Origin of the sequence: Agromyces subbeticus DSM 16689 (assembly GCF_000421565.1) — a bacterium.
Classification (GTDB): domain Bacteria; phylum Actinomycetota; class Actinomycetes; order Actinomycetales; family Microbacteriaceae; genus Agromyces; species Agromyces subbeticus.
Map to the genome: position 1 here is coordinate 30,808 of NZ_ATXG01000012.1, position 20,102 is coordinate 50,909.

Sequence of the window (20,102 nt, forward strand, 5' to 3'; positions counted from 1 at the left end):
GCGTGACGCTGTGCGCTCGCCCTCCGCCCACCCGACGCGGGTTCGACGAGCGTCAGCGGAGCGCCCTTCGTTCCTCGTCTGCCGGGGGCGCCTGACTACACTGGCACGGTGCCCGATCAGCAGAGTCCGTCGTCGCACGCGCCGCAGATCTCCCCGTTCATCGAACTCGACCGGGCCGACTGGGCCGCGCTCGCGCCGTCGATGCCGTCACCCCTCCGCGACACCGAGATCGTGCAGCTGCGCGGGCTCGGCGAACCGCTCGACCCGCGCGAGGTCGCCGAGGTGTACCTGCCGCTGAGTCGGCTGCTGAACCTCTATGTCGGAGGCACCAAGTCGCTGCACAACGTGACGAGCGAATTCCTGCGCGAGCGCGTCGAGTCGACGCCGTTCGTCATCGGCGTCGCCGGCTCGGTCGCGGTCGGCAAGTCGACCATCGCGCGCCTGCTGCGCGAACTCCTCGCCCGCTGGGAGCACACCCCTCGCGTCGAACTCATCACGACCGACGGCTTCCTGTTTCCCAACGCCGAGCTCGAACGGCGCGGCCTCATGGCGCGCAAGGGGTTTCCGGAGTCGTACGACCGACGGTCGCTGCTGCGCTTCGTGAGCGAGGTGAAGGCGGGTGCGGCCGAGGTGCGCGCACCCTTCTACTCGCATCTGGCGTACGACATCGTCACTGACGCGCAGGTCACCGTGCGACGCCCCGACGTGCTCATCGTCGAGGGCCTGAACGTGCTGCAGCCGCCAGGGCCCGGCCACCGGCTGGCGGTGAGCGACCTGTTCGACTTCACGATCTACGTCGATGCCCGCACGAGCGACATCGCGCGGTGGTACGAGGAGCGGTTCCTGAAGCTGCAGCGCGGGGCGTTCGCGAATCCGCGCTCGTACTTCCACCGCTACGCGAGCCTCACCGAGGCAGAGGCGCGCGCCCGAGCTCGCGAGATCTGGCACTCGATCAACGAGCCGAACCTGCTGCAGAACATCCGCCCCACGCGGTCGCGCGCCTCGCTCGTGCTGCGCAAGGGCTCGGACCACACGGTGTCGAGCGTGCTGCTGCGCAAGCTCTGAACGCATGGGCCGCACCGGCTTGGTCGCCCGCGCAGCGAGTATCGCTCCTCGGCAGGCGTCGCGCGGGAGCGGAGGGTCAGGCGATCGCGAGACGCTCGCGCACAACGGCGGCGAGTGTTTCGGCGTGGCGTTCGGCGATGTCTTGCTCGGCCGCCTCGACCATGACCCGAACCATCGGCTCGGTGCCTGAAGGGCGGAGCAGCACCCGACCGGAGTCGCCGAGTTCGGCCTCGACCGCGGCGACGGCATCGGCGATGACGGAATCGTCGCCGAGCGCGTGATGATCGACGCCTCGTACGTTCACGAGCACTTGCGGATAGACCGTCATGACCGAGGCGAGCTCGGCGATGGTCTTGCCGGTGCGGGCCATCTCGGCCGCGAGGTGCAGGCCGGTCAGCACGCCGTCGCCGGTCGTCGCGAATTCGCTCATGATGACGTGACCCGACTGCTCGCCGCCGAGGGCGAGCCCCTCTGCCGCGAGGGCCTCGAGCACGTAGCGGTCGCCGACCTTCGTCTCGACGACGCGGATGCCGTGCTCGGCCATCGCCCGGCGCAGGCCGAGGTTCGACATCACGGTCACGACGAGCGTGTCGTCGGTGAGCGTGCCGCGCTCCTTCATCGACACGGCGAGGATCGCCATGATGCGGTCTCCGTCGATGATGTTGCCGTCAGCGTCGACGGCGAGGCATCGATCGGCGTCGCCGTCGTGGGCGATGCCGAGGTCGGCGTGGTGCTCGAGCACCGCGGCCTGCAGCTTCTCGAGATGCGTGGAACCCACACCGTCGTTGATGTTCATGCCGTCGGGGTCGGCCCCGATCACGACGACCTCGGCCCCCGCGTCTTTGAAGGTCTGGGGTGAGACGCCGGCCGCGGCGCCGTGGGCGCAGTCGAGCACGACCTTCACGCCGTTGAGGCGGTGGGGCAGGGTGCCCAGCAGGTGCACGACGTAGCGGTCTTCGGCGTCGGCGAAGCGACGGATGCGGCCGACACCGTCACCGACGGGGGCCAGCTTCTGGCGGCCCAGGAAGGACTCGATGCGGTCTTCGACCTCGTCGGGCAGCTTCGTGCCGCCGAAGGAGAAGAACTTGATGCCGTTGTCGGGCGCCGGGTTGTGCGACGCCGAGATCATCACGCCGAAGTCGGCATGGATCGAATCGATCAGGTACGCCGTTGCGGGAGTCGGGATGACGCCGGCGTCGAGCACGTCGACACCCGAGCTCGCGAGTCCTGCCGAGACGGCGGCGGTGAGGAACTCGCCGGAGACCCGCGGGTCGCGCGCGACGACGGCGACGGGCCGACGTCCGGCGGCGCGGAGTTCTTCGGCGTGCCGACCCTGCGTGAGCACGGCGGCAGCCGCTTGGGCGAGGCCCAGGGCCAGGTCAGCCGTGAGTTCACGGTTGGCCAGGCCCCGGACCCCGTCGGTTCCGAATAGCCGAGGCATCTACGGAGAACCGGGGGCTGAAATCAGCGCTTCGAGAACTGAGGAGCCTTGCGGGCCTTCTTGAGACCCGCCTTCTTGCGCTCGATCACGCGAGCGTCACGCGTGAGGAAGCCCGACTTCTTGAGCGTCGCACGATTGTTCTCGCGGTCGATCTCGTTCAGCGCACGGGCGATGGCGAGGCGCAGCGCGCCGGCCTGGCCCGAGGGGCCGCCGCCCGTGATCTTCGCGACCACGTCGTACGAGCCCGTGAGCTCGAGCACGGTGAACGGGTCGGTGATGAGCTGCTGGTGCAGCTTGTTCGGGAAGTACGCCGCGAGCTCGCGGCCGTTGACCGTGATGCTGCCGGCGCCGGGAACGAGGCGCGCACGGGCGATGGCCTGCTTGCGACGGCCGACGGCAGCACCGGGAACGGTGAGCACGGGGCGCGGGGTGCTGGGAGCGGCCTCAGGGGTGCTCTCGGTCGTGTAGCTCTCGGGAGCCGCTTCGATCTGGTCTGCGATCTTCGCCATGGTGGTGTGAATCCTTATTTCGAGAACGTCGAGGGTGCCGGAATTACTGGGCGACCTGGGTGAGGGTGTACGGCTTCGGCTGCTGAGCCGAGTGCGGGTGCTCCGGTCCGGTGTAGACCTTCAGCTTCTTCAGCTGGGCCCGACCGATCGAGTTCTTCGGGAGCATGCCGCGGATCGCCTTCTCGACGGCGCGGACGGGGTTCTTCTCGAGGAGTTCGGCGTAGCTGACGGCCGTGAGCCCACCCGGGTAACCGGAGTGGCGGTAAGCCTTCTTCTGCTCGAGCTTCTGGCCGGTCAGGGCCACCTTGTCGGCGTTGACGATGATGACGAAGTCACCGGTGTCCATGTGGTTCGCGAAGATCGCCTTGTGCTTGCCACGCAGCAGGGCTGCAGTGTGGCTCGCGAGGCGACCGAGCACGATGTCGGTTGCGTCGATGACGACCCAGTCGTGCTGGATGTCGGACGGCTTGGGAGTGAAAGTGCGCGTCACGGAAGTGCTGCTTTCTGTTCGAGTGAGGGGTTCGTGAATCCCACTCCGGTAGGGAGTTCGCCCGCGATGCGTTCGAACGCCCTGGTGGAGGGCTCAACTTCGGATGCCGCCGCAGAGGACGACACCAAGGGCCTACATTACCAGAGTTTAACCGGCAAGGTCGCCGTCGCCTGGATCCGGCGCTGCGTGACGCACATCGACGACACCTGCGATGCGCAGTTCGCGGCGCGCGCGGGTCAGCGCTGCGCGCGTCTCGAGTTCGTGATCGTCGGGATAGCCAACCTCGGTGAGCACGAGGCCCTTGGCAGCCATCACCATGAACTCGCTCGTGCGCTCCCGCGCCTGCAGCAATCGCGCTGGCGCCTCGGCGTCGAGGCGCCCCTCTCCGACCGCCACGGCGGCGCCGATGAGCGCACGCACCATCGAATGGCAGAAGGCGTCGGCCTGCAGCGACGCCACGAGCACGCCGTCAGCGTCGCGGCTCCAGCGATACGCCTGCAGGGTTCGGATCGTCGTGGCGCCCGCCCGCGGCTTGCAGTACGCGGCGAAGTCGTGGAGCCCGACGAGCAGGTCGACCGCCGTCGTCATCGCGTCGACATCGAGCTGTCTCGGCACGACCACGGTGCGGTGGCGTTCGAGCGGGTCGCGCCGAGCGGACGCATCGGCGATGCGGTACTCGTATCGGCGCCAGAGTGCCGAGAAACGCGCATCGAACCCCGGTGGGGCCTGGTCGATGCGATGCACGACGACGTCGGAATCGGTGCCGAGAATGCCGGTCAAGCGTCGTGCCAGCACACGCGAGGCATCCGTCGCCTGCTCGGGGTGTCCGCGACGGGGCCGTGTCACGGCACGCAGCGCCGCGGCCGGAACGTCGAGGTGCGCGACCTGGCCGGACGCGTGCACGCCGGCGTCGGTGCGACCCGCGACCGTGAGCCGGGGGGCCACCCCGGTGCGCCGGAAGAGCGTGGCGAGGGCGGTCTCGAGCACGCCCTGCACGGTGCGCTGCCCAGGCTGGCGACTCCAACCGTTGAAGCCCGAGCCGTCGTAGGCGACGGCGAGCCGGAGTCGCACGAACGGCGCTTCGGTGTCGCCGGAGCCCATCGCGTCGGCAGAAGCGGTCGCCTCGGCCGCGCCTGCAGAATCGCTCGCGGGCAGGAGCGCGCCCGCGGCATCCGTTCGTTCCGTCACCGCACCAGCCTAGAGTCCGCCTCGCCGTCGGCGGTCGCGCCACGAACCGGCGTCGTCGCGTCACCCACGCCGACGTCGTCGGCAATGGCCGGGCGCGCGCCGGGTCCGCCGACGGTGAGCGCGATGACTCCCCCGGTCACGAGCAACCACCCGCTGACGCCGACCTGCCACGGCAGGTAGCCCTGAGTGAGGATGATGCCGACCCCGGCGATGGCGATGATCGTGCAGCCGACGACCACGGCGAGCGGGGTTCGCCGCTCGACCGGAGCGGGCCACCGCGCCTCGAGCTTCGGCACGACGAGGCAGCAGAGCGCGACGACCACGGCGATGGCGAGGATCCAGAAGGGACGCGTGGCCCACCAGGCCGGAGACAGCACCGGCGGGAACGCGAGACCGAGCAACGACTGGCCGGCCACGACGACCGCCATCGCGAAGGTGTGCCAGAGGTAGATGACCATGCCGTAGACGCCGAAGACGACAACAGCACCGAGGAGCGCGCGGTGCTGCATCGCGCGGCGGATCGTCGGCTGCGCGATCGCGAAGAGCGACACCTGCCCGAGGGCGAGCGCGAGGATGCAGAGCGTCGGCGGGTTCAGGTTGTCGAGCATGTCGTGCGAGTAGCCGAACACGACGACGAGCACGGCGATCACGCCGTAACTGCCGGCTGCCATCGCCACGAGCACGAGGCGCGAACGCCTGGCGAACCAGCCGTCGCGCAGCCCGAAGCCCAGCTGCTGCGCGAAGAGCCACACGAACAGCCAGTTCAGCGCACCGACCGGCAGGCCGGCCGCACGGGTCGCCACGTCGACGGCGACGACGGCCCCCGCGAGGCCGAGGTACGCGGCCCACGGCGCGTGCCGGTGCAGCGTCGACATGACGGGCACGAGCGCCGTGCAGGCGATGTACACCGGGATGAACCACAACGGTTCGGCGAGGCGCACCGCGAAGGTGCGCACGAACTCGTATTCGGCACCACCGGCGAGCATCGCGCCGAGCACGAGCCCCACCGCCGCCGTCACCGCGATCACCGGGCGGGCGAGCCGGATCGCCCGCAACCGCACGTAGTGAGCCACCGTCTCGCCGTGGCCCCGCAACCGCCGCCACTGGGTGATCGCCGCGAAGCCGCCGCAGATGAAGAACACCGGCATGATCATGAGCGGCCACGTCGCCCAGGCGAGCGGCTCGAAGCCATCGAGGGCGTTGAACGCACGGAGCGGCGTGCCGCCGATGCCCATCTGCAGCGCGTGCAGCAGCACCACGACCGGCAGACACAGGGCGCGGGCGAAATCGATCGACAGGTCGCGGTCGACCGGAACGCGGAGTACGGACATGCAGCCACCCTCTCGAGCCCGCGTGCCGGGCGACGAGCACGAGTCTGGCAGAAACGCGAACGGGCCCCGTGTCGCTGTGGACAACGGGACCCGTTCGTGCGGATGTCGCGAGTTACGCCTTGGCGGCCTCGTCAGCGGTGGCCTCTTCAGCCGCCGCTTCGGTCTCTGCAGCCTCGGTCGCCTCGACCTCGGTCTCCTCGACGACCTCGGCCGGAGCCTCCTCGACGACCTCGGCCGGAGCCTCCTCGACGACGGGCGCCTCGGCGGCGGCCGGCTTCGCGGCGCGCTTCTTGGGCGTCACGGGCTCGAGCACGAGCTCGATGACCGCCATGGGCGCGTTGTCGCCCTTGCGGTTGCCGATCTTCGTGATGCGGGTGTAGCCGCCCTCACGGTCGGCGACCTGGGGTGCGATGACCGTGAACAGCTCGTGCACGACGGTCTTGTCGCCGATGACGCCGAGCACGCGACGGCGCGCGTGCAGGTCGCCGCGCTTGCCGAACGTCACCAGACGCTCGGCGAGCGGACGGAGGCGCTTGGCCTTCGTCTCGGTGGTGGTGATGCGCTTGTGCGTGAACAGCGCAGCAGCGAGGTTCGCGAGCATCAACCGCTCGTGGGCGGGGCCGCCTCCGAGGCGGGGGCCCTTCGTGGGCTTCGGCATGGTTCGTTCTCTCCAGTAGGTGGGGGTTGGTGGGCGACCGCGGGGGTCAGCCTAGTTCTCGTCGTCGAAGCCCGTGTAGAAGTGGGCGCCGTCGAATCCGGGGACCGAATCCTTGAGCGACAGACCCATTTCGGTGAGCTTGTCCTTGACCTCATCCACCGACTTCTGGCCGAAGTTGCGGATGTTCATGAGCTGCGACTCCGACAGGGCGACGAGCTCGGACACCGTGTTGATGCCCTCGCGCTTCAGGCAGTTGTAGCTGCGCACCGACAGGTCGAGGTCTTCGATCGGAATCGAGAGCTCGCTCGAGAGCACGGCGTCGACCGGCGCGGGGCCGATCTCGATGCCCTCTGCCGCGGTGTTCAGCTCGCGGGCCAGACCGAACAGCTCGGTGAGCGTGCGGCCTGCCGAGGCGATCGCGTCGCGCGGCGTGATGGCGGGCTTCGACTCGACGTCGACCACGAGGCGGTCGAAGTCGGTGCGCTCGCCGGCACGAGTGGCCTCGACGCGGTAGGTGACCTTGAGCACCGGCGAGTAGATCGAGTCGACCGGGATCTGGCCGGCCTCCGAGTACTCGTTGCGGTTCTGGCTGGCCGAGACGTAGCCGCGGCCGCGCTCGATCGTGAGCTCGAGCTCGAACTTCGCCGAGTCGTTGAGCGTCGCGATGACGAGCTCGGGGTTGTGCACCTCGACGCCGGCCGGAGCCGAGATGTCGGCGGCGGTGACCTCACCGGCGCCCTGCTTGCGCAGGTAGGCGGTGATCGGCTCGTCGTGCTCGCTGGAGACGACCAGGTTCTTGATGTTGAGGATGATCTCGGTGACATCCTCCTTCACGCCCGGAACGGTCGAGAACTCGTGGAGCACGCCGTCGATGCGGATGCTCGTCACGGCTGCGCCGGGGATCGAGGAGAGGAGGGTGCGACGGAGCGAGTTGCCCAGGGTGTAACCGAAGCCCGGCTCGAGGGGCTCGATCACGAAACGCGAACGGAACTCCGAGATGTTCTCTTCGGTGAGCGTCGGGCGCTGTGCGATCAGCACTGTTGATTCCTTTCGGCAGGGTGTCCGCTATATGACACCTGCGAGTACGAGGATCTTGAGTTGTGTGAGAGAACGTGTCGCCGGCCGAGCAGGCCCGTCAGGGCCGCTTCGACCCCAGCGGATGCCGCTGGGTGACCGAGCCGGGCGCGAAGCGCCCTGCTCGACCGGCGGGGTGAATCAGACGCGGCGACGCTTCGGCGGACGGCATCCGTTGTGCGCCTGGGGCGTCACGTCGTTGATGCTGCCGACCTCGAGGCCTGCGGCCTGAAGCGAGCGGATCGCGGTCTCGCGGCCCGAGCCGGGGCCCTTGACGAAGACGTCGACCTTCTTCATGCCGTGCTCCTGCGCCTGGCGGGCGGCCGATTCGGCGGCCAGCTGCGCGGCGAACGGGGTCGACTTGCGCGAGCCCTTGAAGCCGACGCCACCGGAGGAGGCCCAGCTGATCACGGCACCGTTGGTGTCGGTGATCGAGACGATCGTGTTGTTGAACGTCGACTTGATGTGGGCCTGGCCCACTGCGATGTTCTTCTTTTCCTTCTTGCGCGGCTTGCGAGCTGCCGCCTTGGGTGCTGCCATGATTTCTCCTGAATCCTAGAGGCGCTGGATCGCCGGCCGAGGCCTAGCGAGCCTTCTTCTTGCCGGCCACGGTGCGCTTCGGGCCCTTGCGGGTGCGAGCGTTTGTCTTGGTGCGCTGTCCTCGGACCGGGAGACCGCGACGGTGGCGGATGCCCTCGTAGGAGCCGATCTCGACCTTGCGGCGGATGTCGGCGGCCACCTCGCGGCGGAGGTCACCCTCAACCTTGAAGTTGGCCTCGATGTAGTCGCGAAGGGCGATGAGCTGGTCGTCGCTGAGGTCCTTCACGCGGATGTTTCCGTCGATGTCGGTCTCGGCGAGCGTGGTGAGCGCTCGCGTGCGGCCGACGCCGTAGATGTAAGTCAGTGCGATCTCCACGCGCTTCTCGCGCGGGATGTCGACTCCTGCCAGACGTGCCATGTGTGGCTTCTCCTGTTTCGAAGTGGAGGTGTGGAGCAGCACCGGTGCTCGGGCCTCCGACCCGAGGTGTCCCCGTGGCATCCTTCGGATGCTCGCGGTTCTGGTGCTGCCGTGCTGTTCAGTTGTGGGAAGCGGGGCGCGCTGCGCCCCGACATCTGCCGACTAGCCCTGGCGCTGCTTGTGGCGCGGGTTCGACTTGCAGATGACCATGACGTTGCCGTGGCGGCGAATCACCTTGCAGTGGTCGCAGATGGGCTTGACGCTGGGGTTGACCTTCACGATTGTTCCTTGTTTCGCTGTCTTCGTACCCGCGAGATGTCGCGGGCCGTTACTTTCCGGACAGCCCCTACTTGTAGCGGTAGACGATGCGGCCGCGCGTCAGGTCGTATGGGCTCAGCTCGACGATCACGCGGTCTCCGGGGAGGATGCGGATGTAGTGCTGGCGCATCTTTCCCGAGATGTGCGCGAGGACCTTGTGCCCGTTGGTGAGTTCCACCCGGAACATCGCGTTCGGGAGGGCCTCGGTGACCGAGCCTTCAATCTCGATGACGCCGTCTTTCTTGGCCATAGCCTCACTATCGCTTGGAGTTGGGGATGCTGGTCGTGCGATGATGCTCGAGCTGCACCGAATCCCTTCGGAACAGGCCGACAGGCATGCCGAAGCAGGCGTGCAGAGCACCAAGGGTCAACTCTAGGCGATTCGGAGCGATTTCGCCAGTTGAGCCACGGATGCCGCGCGAGCCACGCGTCACGCGGCCGACCGCGCCTCCTCGAAGGCGGCAATGAGCCCTGCCTCGAGCGGATGCCCGGCTTCGATGCCGGTCACCGTCTGCACGAGTTCCCGAGCGTACCCGGGAGCGCCGGCATCGCCGGCAGCGAGCAGCGCCCGCAACTCGGCGCTCTCGGGGTCGGCCGGCACGTCGAACCGCAGGGCGGCCCCGACGGCCGCGAGGAGCCAGTCGACGGGCAGACCGCGAACGGCGAGCTCGGCGGCAGGACCGATGAAGCGTTCGCGGCGGCCGAGTTTGCGAAGCGGCTGCCGTCCGACCCGTTCGACGGTGTCGGGGAGCTCGGGGTTGCGGAATCGCTCGAGGATCTCGGCTCGGTACGCGGCCTGATCGGCCTCGCCGAAGTCGTGCTTCGCGACGATGAGGGCCGAGGTCTCATCGAGCACCTGCTCCACGGCTCGCGCGACCGCCTCGTCGGCGAGTGCCTCGCTGATGCGCTCGTGCCCCGCGAGGAACCCGAAGTATGCGGCCGCCGCGTGTCCGGTGTTCACCGTGAAGAGCTTGCGCTCGATGTACGGCGCGAGGTCGGCGACGAAATGCGCGCCCGGGATCTCGGGCGCGAGCGCACCGAACGGCGGTCGCTCGATCGCCCATTCGAAGAAGGTCTCGACCGTGACGTCGAGCCCTGCGCCTGGTGCCTGCCCCGGCACGATCCGATCGACCGCCGTGTTCGCGAAGACCGCGCGGGCCGCGAGCGCGGGCCACTCATCGGGGTCCGACAGCGCGGAGATCTCGTCGCGGAGCAGGTCGGTCGCGTTGATCGCGTTCTCGCAGGCCATGATGATCAGCGGCGGGGCATCAGCAGGCCGGGCCCTGAGCGCCGCCACGAGATGCGGCGCGATGAATCGGAGGATCGTCGGTCCGACCGCGGTGGTCGCGAGATCGGCGGTCTCGAGCTCGGTGGCGAGCGCGGCGGCATCCGTCGCGCTGTTCACGGCTCGGTAACGGTCGACGACGTGATCGACGGCTCCGGCGCCCACCTCGTGCACCGTGTAGTGGCCGGATGCCGCGAGCCGGTCGATGAGCTCGGCATTCACGTCGGCGAACACGACCTCGTATCCGGCCTCGTGCAGCAGCAGCCCGACGAAGCCGCGCCCGATATTGCCCGCGCCGAAGTGCACCGCCTTCACGAGTCGTTGACCTCGGAGAGCAGCGCGAAGATCTCCTCCGCCGACGCGGCGTCGACGAGCGCCTGCACGGCGTCGTCATCGGAGAAGATGATCGCAATCTTCGAGAGGATCTCGAGGTGCTCGTTGTCGCGCCCCGCGATGCCGACGACGAAGCGCACCGGGTCGCCGCCCCAGTCGACCGGCTCGTCGTACCGCACGAACGAGAGCGCCGAGCGCAGGATCGCGTCTTTGCCCTCGTTCGTGCCGTGCGGGATGGCGAGGAGGTTGCCCATGTAGGTCGAGACGGATGCCTCTCGCTCGAGCATCGACTCGAGGTAGTCGGCTCGCACGGCGCCGGCGTCGACGAGGATGCGCCCGGCGGCGCGGATCGCCTCGTCTCGGTCGGCCGGCGCCGGTGCGAGTCGCACGTTCTCGGGAGAGAGGATCTGTTCGGCCATGGGCTCTTCCTTTCTGTCAGCGATCGCCGTTCAGCGAACGCCTTCGGATTGCAGCAGGTGCACGATCTCTTCGTACTTCGGCGAGTTCATGAAGTTGTCGACCGAGATGTGCAGAGCACTCGGCGATTGCAGCCGCGCGCGATCGGTGAGGTCCTGGTGGGTGATCACGAGGTCGACGTCGTCGGTGAGGTTCGCGATGGCCCGATTGGTGACGTCGACGCTGTCGATGCCCGCCTTCTTGATCTTGTTGCGCAGCACCGTCGCGCCCATCGCGCTCGATCCCATTCCGGCGTCGCAGGCGAAGATGATCGTGCGAATGGGGGCCCGTTCGAATGCCGCGGCCTCCCCCTCGACGAGGAGCGCACCGCCGGCAGCGGCGCCCTCCGCGGCGAGGTTGCCGAGCACGGTCGAGGACTTGCCCTTGTTCGCCTCGGTCTGCGCGATCGCCGCGCTGAGGTCGCCGGCGTTCGCGTTCTCGAGATCACGCTTGCGACCGGCCCTCAGGATCACCGACGCCACGAGGAAGGACACCGTCGTCGCGAGCACGACCGAGAGGATCACGCCGACGTAACTGTCACTGGCGGTTTGGATCAGCACGGCGATGATGCTGCCCGGTGCGGCCGGGGCGCGCAGCCCGCTGCCGAACAGTGCGTTCGTCGCGACGCCCGTCATTCCGCCGAGGATCGCCGCAGCGATGAGTGCGGGCTTCATGAGCACGTACGGGAAGTAGATCTCATGGATGCCGCCGAAGAACTGGATGATGATCGCGCCGGGCGCGCTCGCCCGTGCTGCTCCGATGCCGAAGAAGCTGAACGCGAGGAGGATGCCGAGGCCCGGACCGGGGTTGGCCTCGACGAGGAACAGGATCGACTTGCCCGTCTCGAGGGCCTGCTCGGTGCCGATCGGCGTGAACACGCCGTGGTTGATGGCGTTGTTCAGGAAGAGCACCTTCGCGGGCTCCACGACGATGCTGAGCAGCGGCAGGAGCGAGAGCGCCACCAGCCAGTCGACGATCGCGCCGAGTGCCTGACTGATCCACGCGACGGCCGGGCCGAAGCCGAAGAATCCCGCGATCGCGAGCAGCATGCCGAGGATGCCGGCCGAGAAGTTGTTGACCAGCATCTCGAAGCCGGCCTTGATCTTCTGGTCCCAGATGGAGTCGACCTTCTTCATGATCCAGGCCGCGAGCGGACCCATGATCATCGCACCGAGGAACATCGGGATGTTCGTGCCGACGATGACGCCGACCGTGGCGATCGAGGCCACGACGCCGCCGCGTTCGCCGTACACCATACGGCCGCCGGTGTTGGCGATGAGCAGTGGCAGCAGGTAGGTGATCATCGGTCCGACCAGCCCGACGTACTGCTGGAAGGTCGCGCCGTCGTCGCCCTGCGCGAGCGCCGTCATGGCACCCGGCCAGCCGATCGCATCTGCGTCACCGAAGCCGCCGAGGATGCCGTTCGGCCACCATCCGGTGGCGATGAACAGTGCGGTGATGAACCCCCATGCGATGAATGCCGCGATGTTCGGCATGATCATGCCGCTCAGGAACGTGCCGAATTTCTGGACGGCGACGCGGGCTCCCCCGGGCCGCTTCGTGTCGGTGTGCGACGTCGTTGTCATGATGGCGCCTCTCTCGAGTTCACGACGCGGCTTCCCGCGCCGAGGTGATGTCGGTGGCGGCGGCGTCTGCCGCCGCTCTGGCTTCGGCCGCTCCCTCAGCGGCCAGGGCTGCCTGGGCGAGCGCTTGCGCATCGCTCAGGCTGTACCGCGCGAGGGAGGCGCGGACATCTGCGAGTGCCGACGGTGACATCGACAGGCTCGTGGCGCCGAGGCCGACGAGCACGACCGCGAGCAGGGGGTCGGCGGCAGCCTCGCCGCAGATGCCGACGGGCTTGCCGAGTTCGGCCCCTGCAGCGCCGACCTCGGCGATGAGGCGGAGCACCGCGGGATGCCAGGGGTTCTGCAGTGCGGCGACCGTGCCGAGCAGTCGATCGGCGGCCATCGTGTACTGGGTGAGGTCGTTCGTGCCGATCGAGGCGAAGTCGCACGCACCGAGCACGCGGCCGGCGATGAGCGCCGCCGACGGGGTCTCGACCATCACGCCGGCCACCCTGATGCCGAGCTCCTTCGCGAGCGAGGTGAAATAGCGCGTCTCGTCGACCGTCGCGATCATCGGTGCCATGACCCAGAGCTCTGCGTCGGTGGCTGCATCGGCCGCGGCGAGCGCGGTCAATTGCTCGCGCAGGATCGCCTCGGAGTGGCGCAGGGCCCGGATGCCGCGGAGACCGAGTGCGGGATTCTCCTCGGGTGCGTCGTTGAGGAACGAGAGCGGCTTGTCGGCTCCGGCGTCGAGCACCCGCACGACGACCTTCCGACCGGCGAACGCCGTGAGCAGCCGCGTGTACTGCGCCTGCTGCTCGCGCACACTCGGCGCGGCGTCAGCGTCGAGGAAGAGGAACTCGGTTCGGAAGAGGCCGACGCCCTCCGCCCCGAGTCGAATGGCTTCTGCGGCTCCGTCGGTCGAGCCGAGGTTCGCGAGCAGCGGCACCGCGGTGCCGTCGGCGAGAGCGCCCGGCGTGGGCGCGACGGCGGTCTGCGCGGCCCGTTCGGCGATGGCGGCCTTCGCGGCGGCGATCTGCTCCGGCGTCGGGCCCGATGTCACGACGCCACGTGCGGCCTCGACGACGACGGTGTCACCGTCGGCGAGGCCGGCGGCATCCGCTGCCCCGACCACCGCGACGATCGACTTCTCACGAGCGAGGATGGCCGTGTGCGAGGTCGGTCCGCCATCGACGGTGATCAGCCCGAGCACCTTGTCGAGGTCGAGGGTCGCCGTGTCGGCCGGTGCGAGATCGCGGGCGACGAGGATGAACGGGTGACCGGGATCGGGCACCCCCGGAGCAGGCAGTTTCAGCAGGTGCGCGATGACGCGCTGCGAGATGTCGTCGAGGTCGGCGGCGCGCTCACCCAGGTACCCGCCCATGCCGGCGAGGAGCTCGCGATACGTGGCGAACGCCTCGAACACCGCTCGCTCGGCGGTGGCACCGGTCGCCAGGCGAGTGGTGACCGCCTCGATGAGGCTCGGGTCCTCGGCCATCATCGCCTGCGCCTCGAGCACGTCCTTCGCCGCGCCGCCGGCCTTCGCTCCCCGGGCGGCGAGCTCTGCGCCCACGACCGAGAGCGAGGCCCTCGCCCGCTCGCCCTCTCGCTCCGGATCGAGGTGACTCGGTCGATCGACCGGCTCCGGCAGTCGTTCCGCCATGCGCACGACCGGCCCGACGGCAACTCCTTGGCCGATGCCGGTACCCGTGATCTCCATCATTCGCCTCTCCGAACCGGATCGAGGGGAGACGGATGCCCCGCCCTAGTCGTCGTGGTCGGTGCTGAGCAGCCCGATGAGCTGCTCGAGCACCGCTCGCTCATCGCCGCCCTCGACGACGAGGGTGACCTCGTCGCCGTGGTCGATGCCCTGCGAGATGACTCCGAGGATGCTCGCCGCATTGACGGGCGTACCGCCCGACTTGCTGAGCATGACGGTGGCGCCTGATGCCGCGACGGCCTGCGTGAAGAGCTTGGCCGGCCGCGCGTGCAGTCCGTGCGTCGATCCGATTCGAACTGTCTGTTCCTGCATGTGTCCGGCCTCCGTCGCGAGTGTCCGTTCCCTCGTTCACCATAGCCCTCCGCCACGGGCGAGGGAGCGGTCGGCACCCTGTGGCGGTTCATGTTCGTGCCCCTGCGGCGAGGGCGAGGTCGAGCAGCTGGTCGGCGTCGGAGGATGCTGCCGCGGCCGGTAGCACCACGACGGCGACGGATGCCGCGGCGGCACGTTCGCGCACCGATTCGAGGCGGGCCCCGAGGTGCGCCCCGACGAGCAGCACATCGGTGTCGCGGAGAGCGGCGTCGAGCTGGGACTCCCCCGTCGCTCGCGTCTGCACGGTGAGCCCTCGCGCCTCGGCAGCACGTCGGATCCGCACGGCGACGAACGTGCTCGATGCGCCGGCGCCGCAGGCCACGAGAATCCGCATTCGGTGCCTCCTCGCCCCGCCGTTCGCGGTCTCCGTTGATCGTCGATCCGCAGTCGCCGCTGCGGTCACTCGATTCTCCGCCCGCCGCCACCTGCAGTTCCAGCACGATCCCTTCCGCTCCCCCGGAAAGTCGGTTGTTCGACGGCGCTGACGCCGGTGCCGGGTGGTTGACTGTGTGCACCGCCCGCTGCCGAGTGGCCTCGGGCGCCGACCCGGGAGGCCTATGTCCGTCGAAAGGTGGGAGCGACTCGTCGAGGTGCTCGCCGAGAACGACGGCTGGACGACCGCGGCCGAACTCTCGGCTCGTCTCGACGTGACGCCCCGTACCGTGCGCACCTACGTCGCGCAGGCCAATGCCGAGACGACCGTCGTGGCGTCGGGGCCGCTCGGCTACCGCCTCGATCGTGCAGCGTTCGCCGCACGTGCGCCCCGGTCACGAGGCACCTCTCCAGCCGCTCGGGCCGCTCGCGTCATACGCGCCCTCGCCGATGCCGACGACGGCATCGACGTGTACGCCACAGCGGCCGCGCTGCACGTGAGCGAGTCGACGATCGAAGCGGACCTCGGGCGTATCCGCTCGCGCCTCGCCGGCACGGGACTCTCACTGGTGCGCCGAGGGCCGCGCGTGCACCTCGACGGACCGGAATCCGCGACCCGCCGGTTGCTCGGTGCGCTGTTCCGCGAGGAGGCGTCGCGCGGCATGCGCGGCCCCGACGAGCTTCGAGGCTCCTTCCACGGTCTTCCCGCCTTCCGCGACGCCCTCGTCGCCGAACTGACCGCCGCCGGATACGCGCCGAACGCATACGCGCTCGATGACGTGCTCCTGCACATCGTGATCGCCGTCGACCGCGTCCGCCACGATCACCCGATCGCTGCTGACGGCCCCCAGCAGGCGCCCGAGCGGCCTGCCGAGCGATTCGCTCTCGGGCGGCTGCTCGACGGCGTCATCCGCGCGCAATTCGGCACCGCGATCGGTGACGTCGAACTCGATCATCTTGCACGACTGCTGGGCACGCGCGCGGCGACACGGACGCTGGCCGCGACGGATGCCGGTGAGCGCGACGCCACTTCGTCGAGAGCTGCCCTCGTGCGCGCGATCGTCGGCCGGGCCGCCGACGAATACCTCGTCGACCTCGATGATGATGAGTTCATCGAGCGGCTCGCGCTGCACGTCGACAATCTCATCGCGCGCTCGGTCGAGCATCGGCCATCGCGGAACCCGCTCACCGGCACCATCAAAGCCGCCTACCCGCTCATCTACGACCTGTCGGTCTTCATCATGCACGAGCTCGCCCTCGCCGAGGGCATCTCCGTCGACGACGACGAGATCGCCTACATCGCCATGCACGTCGGGGCATATCTCGACCGGAAGCGGGTCTCGGCCGACCGGGTGCGCGCCATCGTCGTCGCCCCGGCGTACCACGATGTGCACGTACTGCTCGTGGAGCGCATCAGGCACGCCTTCGCCGAGGAGCTCGAGGTCGTCGGGCTCGTCGACCGTGCCGACGCCGACCTGGGCACGCTGTCGGCCGAACTCATCATCTCGGTGGTCGACTCGCCGACTCCCGTCGAGAACTTCGTACGGGTCGCGGTCTTCCCCACCGAAACCGACCTCGACCGCATACGAACCCAGGTTGCCCGCATCAGACGATCACGGCGACGTGCCCGCCTCGCGGTGGCGCTCTCGCAGTACATCGCGCCCGAGCTCTTCGTGCGCGGACTCCGCGGCCACGACCCCGAGTCGGTCATCCGCCTGCTCGGGGCGCGCATGATCGCCTCCGGGGTCATCGACGACGCCTACGTCGCGGGTGCACTCGAGCGTGAGCGTCTCTCGTCGACGGCCTTCACGGAGCAACTCGCGGTGCCCCACGCCATGACGATGTCGGCTCGCCGCACGGCCATCGCCATCGCCATCGACGAGACGCCGATCGACTGGTCGGGAGCTCGGGTCAACGTGGTGGCGCTCATCGCCTTCTCGGAAGACGGCCGCGCGCAGTTCCAAGACGTCTTCGACCAGTTCGTCGAGGCGTTCTCGGACCGGACGAACGTCGATCGGCTCGTGCGCGGCGCGACCGACTACCCAGGACTCCTCGCCGAGCTCGCCCGGCTCATGGCACCCTGAGACCCAACCCGCGCCGCGAGCCGCGGGCGGTCGCCTCAGACGATCTTCGTGGGGAGTACGCCGTAGGGCGCGAGGCCGGCTGCGCCGCCATCGGGCGCGGTGAGGACCCAGACGCCGCCCGCATGCACTGCGACCGAATGCTCCCAGTGCGCCGCGTCGGAACCGTCGGACGTCGTCACGGTCCAGTCGTCGTCTCGAGTGAACGTGTCGATCGAGCCGGCCACGATCATCGGCTCGATCGCCACGACCAAGCCCGGCTTGACGGCCGGACCACGCCGGTCGACGCGATAGTTGAAGACCGGCGGCTCCTCGTGCATCGAGCGGCCGATGCCGTGGCCGACGTAGTCGGTGAGGATGCCGTACTCGCCCTCACCTCGCACGAAGTCCTCCATCGCCGCTCCGACCTCGTTGAGATGGGCGGCGCGGGCCAAGGTGGCGATGCCGACCCAGAGGGCCTGCTCGGTGACGCGATTGAGCTCGTCGCGCGATGCGACCACGTCGGGCCGTGCCGCATCGGGCAGCACGACCGTGAACGCAGAGTCGCCGTTCCAGCCGTCGATCTGTGCGCCCCCGTCGACCGAGACGATGTCGCCGGGCCGGAAGGGCCGGTCGCCGGGAATGCCGTGCACGATGTCGTCGTCGACCGAGACGCACAGGGTGTGCCGGTACCCGGGTACGAGCTGGAAGTTGGGCTCGCCACCGGCGGCACGGATCACTCGCTCGGCGGCGGCGTCGAGCTCGAGCGGCGTCGCCCCGGGTGTGAGCAGTCGCCGCGCCTCACGGAGCGCAGCCGCGGTCAGCTCGCCGGCACGCTGCATCGAGCGCAGCTCGGCCGGCGACTTGTAGATCGAACGACGGAACACCCGAGCGACTCAGGCTGCGGTGCCGGGGTGGCGCGGCGCCAGGCCGCGCGACGCGAGCGCCTGGAAGATGCGCTGTGTCACCTCGACGAGCGTGCCGACGCCATCGATGCGCACCACCACGCCACGCGGACGGTACACGTCGAGGATCGGAGCCGTCTCGCGCTCGTAGATCGCGAGACGGTTCGCGATGGCCTCTTCGGTGTCGTCGGTGCGGCCCTGGTCGGCTGCTCGCTGCTGGAGCCGCGCCATGCTCTCGGCGTGGGGCACCTCGAGTTCGATGACGGCATCGATCGACTCGCCGCGCCTCTCGAGGAACGCGTCGAGGTCGGCGACCTGACCGCGATTGCGCGGGTAGCCGTCGAGCACGAACCCGCCGGCGGCGTCGGGCTGCGAGAGTCGGTCGCGCACGAGCTCGCTCGTGAGCTCGTCGGAGACGAGGTCGCCGGCATCGATGATCGCCTGCACTCGCTTGCCGAGTTCGGTGCCGCCCGCGACGTTCGCGCGGAAGATGTCGCCGGTGGCGACCTGCGGCACTCCGTATGCCTCAGCGACGAGCACGCCCTGCGTTCCCTTGCCCGAGCCTTGCGGCCCGACGATCAGGAACCGGGCCGAGGCGGCTGCGCGGTTCGCACCGTCGCGGGCCTCGCCACCGGTCATCGGAGGAGTCCCTCGTAATGACGCTGCTGGAGCTGGGCGTCGATCTGCTTCACCGTCTCGAGGCCGACGCCGACGATGATCAGGATCGACGCGCCGCCGAACGGGAAGTTCTGGTCGGCACCGATCCAGGCGAAGGCGATGAGCGGGATCAGCGCGACGAGACCGAGGTAGAGCGAACCGGGCAGCGTGATGCGCGTCAGCACGTAGTCGAGGTACTCGGCGGTCGGGCGACCGGCACGGATGCCGGGGATGAAGCCGCCGTACTTCTTCATGTTCTCGGAGACCTCGTCGGGGTTGAACGTGATCGCGACGTAGAAGTACGTGAATCCGACGATGAGCAGGAAGTACATCAGCATGTACAGCGGGTGGCTGCCCTGCGTCAGGTAGTTCGTGATCCAGGTGACCCACGGCTGCGGCGTCTCGCCGGCCGCCGGAGTGTTGAACTGGGCGATGAGCGCGGGCAGGTAGAGCAGCGACGAGGCGAAGATGACCGGCACGACGCCCGCCATGTTGACCTTGATCGGGATGTAGGTGTTGTTGCCGCCGTACGTGCGCCGGCCGACCATTCGCTTGGCGTACTGCACGGGGATGCGGCGTTGCGACTGCTCGACGTAGACCACGGCGACCACGACCAGCAGGCCGATGGCCAGCACGATCGCGAAGACGTCCCATCCGCGGGAGATGCCGATCGACCAGAGCGAACCGGGGAAGGTCGCGGCGATCGACGTGAAGATGAGGAGCGACATGCCGTTGCCGATGCCGCGCTCGGTGATGAGCTCACCCATCCACATGATGAGGCCGGTGCCGGCGGTCATGGTGATGACCATGAGCAGGATCGCGTACCAGGCGTCGTTCGTGATGAGCTGCGAGCACTCGGGGGCGCCGTTGGGGAACAGTGCGCCAGAGCGGGCCACCGTGATCAGCGTGGTCGACTGCAGCACGCCGAGCGCGATGGTGAGGTAGCGGGTGTACTGGGTCAGGCGGCCCTGGCCGGCCTGGCCCTCTTTGTACAGCGTCTCGAAGTGAGGGATCACGACGCGGAGCAGCTGCACGATGATCGACGCGGTGATGTAGGGCATGATGCCCAGCGCGAAGATCGAGAGCTGCAGCAGCGCGCCGCCCGAGAAGAGGTTGACGAGGTCGTAGAGCCCCGCTGCGCCCGCCTGGTTCGCGGCGAGACACGCCTGTACGTTCCCGAAGTCCACGAAGGGCGCGGGAATGAACGAGCCGAGTCGGAACAGGGCGACGATGCCCAGCGTGAACCCGAGCTTGCGGCGAAGATCCGGCGTGCGGAAGATCCGCCCGATGGCGTTGAACACTCGTCCTCCTGTTGCTCCGTGTGGAGTCAGTCCGTATGCGGCTC

General features: G+C 68.9%; 22 protein-coding genes. 2 read left to right on the top strand and 20 right to left on the bottom strand.

The features are described 5' to 3' along the window. Nucleotides 1-108 precede the first annotated feature (108 nt). Nucleotides 109-1,065 (top strand): type I pantothenate kinase, encoded by a 957-nt coding sequence (coaA, locus tag H521_RS0115000; protein ID WP_022893843.1) that lies wholly within the window; start codon nucleotides 109-111, stop codon nucleotides 1,063-1,065. 76 nt (nucleotides 1,066-1,141) lie between these two features. Here coaA and glmM read toward each other — a convergent pair whose 3' ends face one another. The 17 genes from glmM to H521_RS0115095 all read right to left on the bottom strand — a co-directional run bounded on the left by glmM (nucleotide 1,142) and on the right by H521_RS0115095 (nucleotide 15,097). After that, nucleotides 1,142-2,506 (bottom strand): phosphoglucosamine mutase, encoded by a 1,365-nt coding sequence (gene glmM, locus H521_RS0115005; RefSeq protein WP_022893844.1) that lies wholly within the window; start codon nucleotides 2,504-2,506, stop codon nucleotides 1,142-1,144. A 23-nt stretch (nucleotides 2,507-2,529) separates the two neighbouring features. Then, nucleotides 2,530-3,015, bottom strand: a complete 486-nt coding sequence (gene rpsI / locus H521_RS0115010) for a 30S ribosomal protein S9 (protein WP_022893845.1) — start codon at nucleotides 3,013-3,015, stop codon at nucleotides 2,530-2,532. A gap of 43 nt (nucleotides 3,016-3,058) precedes the next feature. Then, nucleotides 3,059-3,505, bottom strand: coding sequence for a 50S ribosomal protein L13 (gene rplM / locus H521_RS0115015; RefSeq protein WP_022893846.1), 447 nt, complete (start codon nucleotides 3,503-3,505; stop codon nucleotides 3,059-3,061). A 147-nt stretch (nucleotides 3,506-3,652) separates the two neighbouring features. Beyond that, nucleotides 3,653-4,606 (bottom strand): tRNA pseudouridine(38-40) synthase TruA, encoded by a 954-nt coding sequence (gene truA, locus H521_RS23675; RefSeq protein ID WP_084512471.1) that lies wholly within the window; start codon nucleotides 4,604-4,606, stop codon nucleotides 3,653-3,655. Between the two features lie 83 nt (nucleotides 4,607-4,689). Further along, complete coding sequence (locus tag H521_RS23680; protein WP_022893848.1) at nucleotides 4,690-6,024, bottom strand: acyltransferase family protein; 1,335 nt, start codon at nucleotides 6,022-6,024, stop codon at nucleotides 4,690-4,692. Between the two features lie 112 nt (nucleotides 6,025-6,136). Then, nucleotides 6,137-6,682: a 50S ribosomal protein L17 gene (gene rplQ / locus H521_RS0115035; protein ID WP_022893849.1), complete on the bottom strand. Its 546-nt coding sequence runs from the start codon at nucleotides 6,680-6,682 to the stop codon at nucleotides 6,137-6,139. Between the two features lie 51 nt (nucleotides 6,683-6,733). Continuing rightward, entirely contained in the window at nucleotides 6,734-7,720 is a 987-nt protein-coding gene (locus H521_RS0115040; RefSeq protein WP_022893850.1) for a DNA-directed RNA polymerase subunit alpha, read from the bottom strand. Nucleotides 7,721-7,897: 177 nt separating this feature from the next. After that, nucleotides 7,898-8,296, bottom strand: a complete 399-nt coding sequence (gene rpsK / locus H521_RS0115045) for a 30S ribosomal protein S11 (protein WP_022893851.1) — start codon at nucleotides 8,294-8,296, stop codon at nucleotides 7,898-7,900. Between the two features lie 43 nt (nucleotides 8,297-8,339). After that, on the bottom strand, nucleotides 8,340-8,714 hold the full coding sequence (gene rpsM / locus H521_RS0115050) for a 30S ribosomal protein S13 (protein ID WP_022893852.1): 375 nt from the start codon (nucleotides 8,712-8,714) through the stop codon (nucleotides 8,340-8,342). 162 nt (nucleotides 8,715-8,876) lie between these two features. After that, the gene (rpmJ, locus tag H521_RS0115055; RefSeq protein WP_022893853.1) at nucleotides 8,877-8,993 is read right to left on the bottom strand and encodes a 50S ribosomal protein L36; all 117 of its coding nucleotides are present in this window, start codon (nucleotides 8,991-8,993) and stop codon (nucleotides 8,877-8,879) included. 67 nt (nucleotides 8,994-9,060) lie between these two features. After that, the gene (gene infA / locus H521_RS0115060) at nucleotides 9,061-9,282 is read right to left on the bottom strand and encodes a translation initiation factor IF-1 (RefSeq protein ID WP_022893854.1); all 222 of its coding nucleotides are present in this window, start codon (nucleotides 9,280-9,282) and stop codon (nucleotides 9,061-9,063) included. A gap of 180 nt (nucleotides 9,283-9,462) precedes the next feature. Continuing rightward, nucleotides 9,463-10,632 carry a mannitol-1-phosphate 5-dehydrogenase gene (locus H521_RS0115070; protein ID WP_022893855.1) on the bottom strand — a complete coding sequence of 390 codons (1,170 nt, stop codon included), beginning with the start codon at nucleotides 10,630-10,632 and terminating at the stop codon, nucleotides 9,463-9,465. Further along, complete coding sequence (locus H521_RS26290) at nucleotides 10,629-11,069, bottom strand: PTS mannitol transporter subunit IIA (protein ID WP_022893856.1); 441 nt, start codon at nucleotides 11,067-11,069, stop codon at nucleotides 10,629-10,631. Before H521_RS26290 ends, H521_RS0115070 begins: the two co-directional genes overlap by 4 nt. A gap of 30 nt (nucleotides 11,070-11,099) precedes the next feature. After that, complete coding sequence (locus tag H521_RS0115080) at nucleotides 11,100-12,692, bottom strand: PTS mannitol transporter subunit IIBC (RefSeq protein WP_022893857.1); 1,593 nt, start codon at nucleotides 12,690-12,692, stop codon at nucleotides 11,100-11,102. 19 nt (nucleotides 12,693-12,711) lie between these two features. Further along, the gene (ptsP, locus tag H521_RS0115085; RefSeq protein ID WP_026482336.1) at nucleotides 12,712-14,394 is read right to left on the bottom strand and encodes a phosphoenolpyruvate--protein phosphotransferase; all 1,683 of its coding nucleotides are present in this window, start codon (nucleotides 14,392-14,394) and stop codon (nucleotides 12,712-12,714) included. A gap of 42 nt (nucleotides 14,395-14,436) precedes the next feature. Further along, the gene (locus tag H521_RS0115090; protein ID WP_022893859.1) at nucleotides 14,437-14,703 is read right to left on the bottom strand and encodes an HPr family phosphocarrier protein; all 267 of its coding nucleotides are present in this window, start codon (nucleotides 14,701-14,703) and stop codon (nucleotides 14,437-14,439) included. A gap of 88 nt (nucleotides 14,704-14,791) precedes the next feature. Next, nucleotides 14,792-15,097 carry a PTS sugar transporter subunit IIB gene (locus H521_RS0115095; RefSeq protein ID WP_026482337.1) on the bottom strand — a complete coding sequence of 102 codons (306 nt, stop codon included), beginning with the start codon at nucleotides 15,095-15,097 and terminating at the stop codon, nucleotides 14,792-14,794. A 223-nt stretch (nucleotides 15,098-15,320) separates the two neighbouring features. Between H521_RS0115095 and H521_RS0115100 the strand changes: the two genes are divergently transcribed. Beyond that, the gene (locus tag H521_RS0115100; RefSeq protein WP_022893860.1) at nucleotides 15,321-17,219 is read left to right on the top strand and encodes a BglG family transcription antiterminator; all 1,899 of its coding nucleotides are present in this window, start codon (nucleotides 15,321-15,323) and stop codon (nucleotides 17,217-17,219) included. A 35-nt stretch (nucleotides 17,220-17,254) separates the two neighbouring features. Here the strand turns inward: H521_RS0115100 and map are convergent, their stop codons facing one another. The 3 genes from map to secY are packed head-to-tail and all read right to left on the bottom strand — an operon-like array spanning nucleotide 17,255 to nucleotide 20,058. After that, nucleotides 17,255-18,082 carry a type I methionyl aminopeptidase gene (map, locus tag H521_RS0115105; protein ID WP_022893861.1) on the bottom strand — a complete coding sequence of 276 codons (828 nt, stop codon included), beginning with the start codon at nucleotides 18,080-18,082 and terminating at the stop codon, nucleotides 17,255-17,257. A 9-nt stretch (nucleotides 18,083-18,091) separates the two neighbouring features. After that, complete coding sequence (locus H521_RS0115110; RefSeq protein WP_022893862.1) at nucleotides 18,092-18,739, bottom strand: adenylate kinase; 648 nt, start codon at nucleotides 18,737-18,739, stop codon at nucleotides 18,092-18,094. Continuing rightward, nucleotides 18,736-20,058 carry a preprotein translocase subunit SecY gene (gene secY, locus H521_RS0115115; RefSeq protein ID WP_022893863.1) on the bottom strand — a complete coding sequence of 441 codons (1,323 nt, stop codon included), beginning with the start codon at nucleotides 20,056-20,058 and terminating at the stop codon, nucleotides 18,736-18,738. The genes H521_RS0115110 and secY overlap by 4 nt, the downstream gene beginning before the upstream one ends. Nucleotides 20,059-20,102 lie beyond the last annotated feature (44 nt).

Excerpts from the sequence above, each read along its gene's own strand:
- glmM (WP_022893844.1), bottom strand. The coding sequence starts at position 2,506 with ATGCCTCGGCTATTCGGAACCGACGGGGTCCGGGGCCTGGCCAACCGT.
- rpsI (WP_022893845.1), bottom strand. The coding sequence starts at position 3,015 with ATGGCGAAGATCGCAGACCAGATCGAAGCGGCTCCCGAGAGCTACACG.
- truA (WP_084512471.1), bottom strand. The coding sequence starts at position 4,606 with ATGGGCTCCGGCGACACCGAAGCGCCGTTCGTGCGACTCCGGCTCGCC.
- H521_RS23680 (WP_022893848.1), bottom strand. The coding sequence starts at position 6,024 with ATGTCCGTACTCCGCGTTCCGGTCGACCGCGACCTGTCGATCGATTTC.
- rplQ (WP_022893849.1), bottom strand. The coding sequence starts at position 6,682 with ATGCCGAAGCCCACGAAGGGCCCCCGCCTCGGAGGCGGCCCCGCCCAC.
- rpsK (WP_022893851.1), bottom strand. The coding sequence starts at position 8,296 with ATGGCAGCACCCAAGGCGGCAGCTCGCAAGCCGCGCAAGAAGGAAAAG.
- rpsM (WP_022893852.1), bottom strand. The coding sequence starts at position 8,714 with ATGGCACGTCTGGCAGGAGTCGACATCCCGCGCGAGAAGCGCGTGGAG.
- infA (WP_022893854.1), bottom strand. The coding sequence starts at position 9,282 with ATGGCCAAGAAAGACGGCGTCATCGAGATTGAAGGCTCGGTCACCGAG.
- H521_RS26290 (WP_022893856.1), bottom strand. The coding sequence starts at position 11,069 with ATGGCCGAACAGATCCTCTCTCCCGAGAACGTGCGACTCGCACCGGCG.
- H521_RS0115080 (WP_022893857.1), bottom strand. The coding sequence starts at position 12,692 with ATGACAACGACGTCGCACACCGACACGAAGCGGCCCGGGGGAGCCCGC.
- ptsP (WP_026482336.1), bottom strand. The coding sequence starts at position 14,394 with ATGATGGAGATCACGGGTACCGGCATCGGCCAAGGAGTTGCCGTCGGG.
- H521_RS0115090 (WP_022893859.1), bottom strand. The coding sequence starts at position 14,703 with ATGCAGGAACAGACAGTTCGAATCGGATCGACGCACGGACTGCACGCG.
- H521_RS0115095 (WP_026482337.1), bottom strand. The coding sequence starts at position 15,097 with ATGCGGATTCTCGTGGCCTGCGGCGCCGGCGCATCGAGCACGTTCGTC.
- H521_RS0115100 (WP_022893860.1), top strand. The coding sequence starts at position 15,321 with ATGTCCGTCGAAAGGTGGGAGCGACTCGTCGAGGTGCTCGCCGAGAAC.
- H521_RS0115110 (WP_022893862.1), bottom strand. The coding sequence starts at position 18,739 with ATGACCGGTGGCGAGGCCCGCGACGGTGCGAACCGCGCAGCCGCCTCG.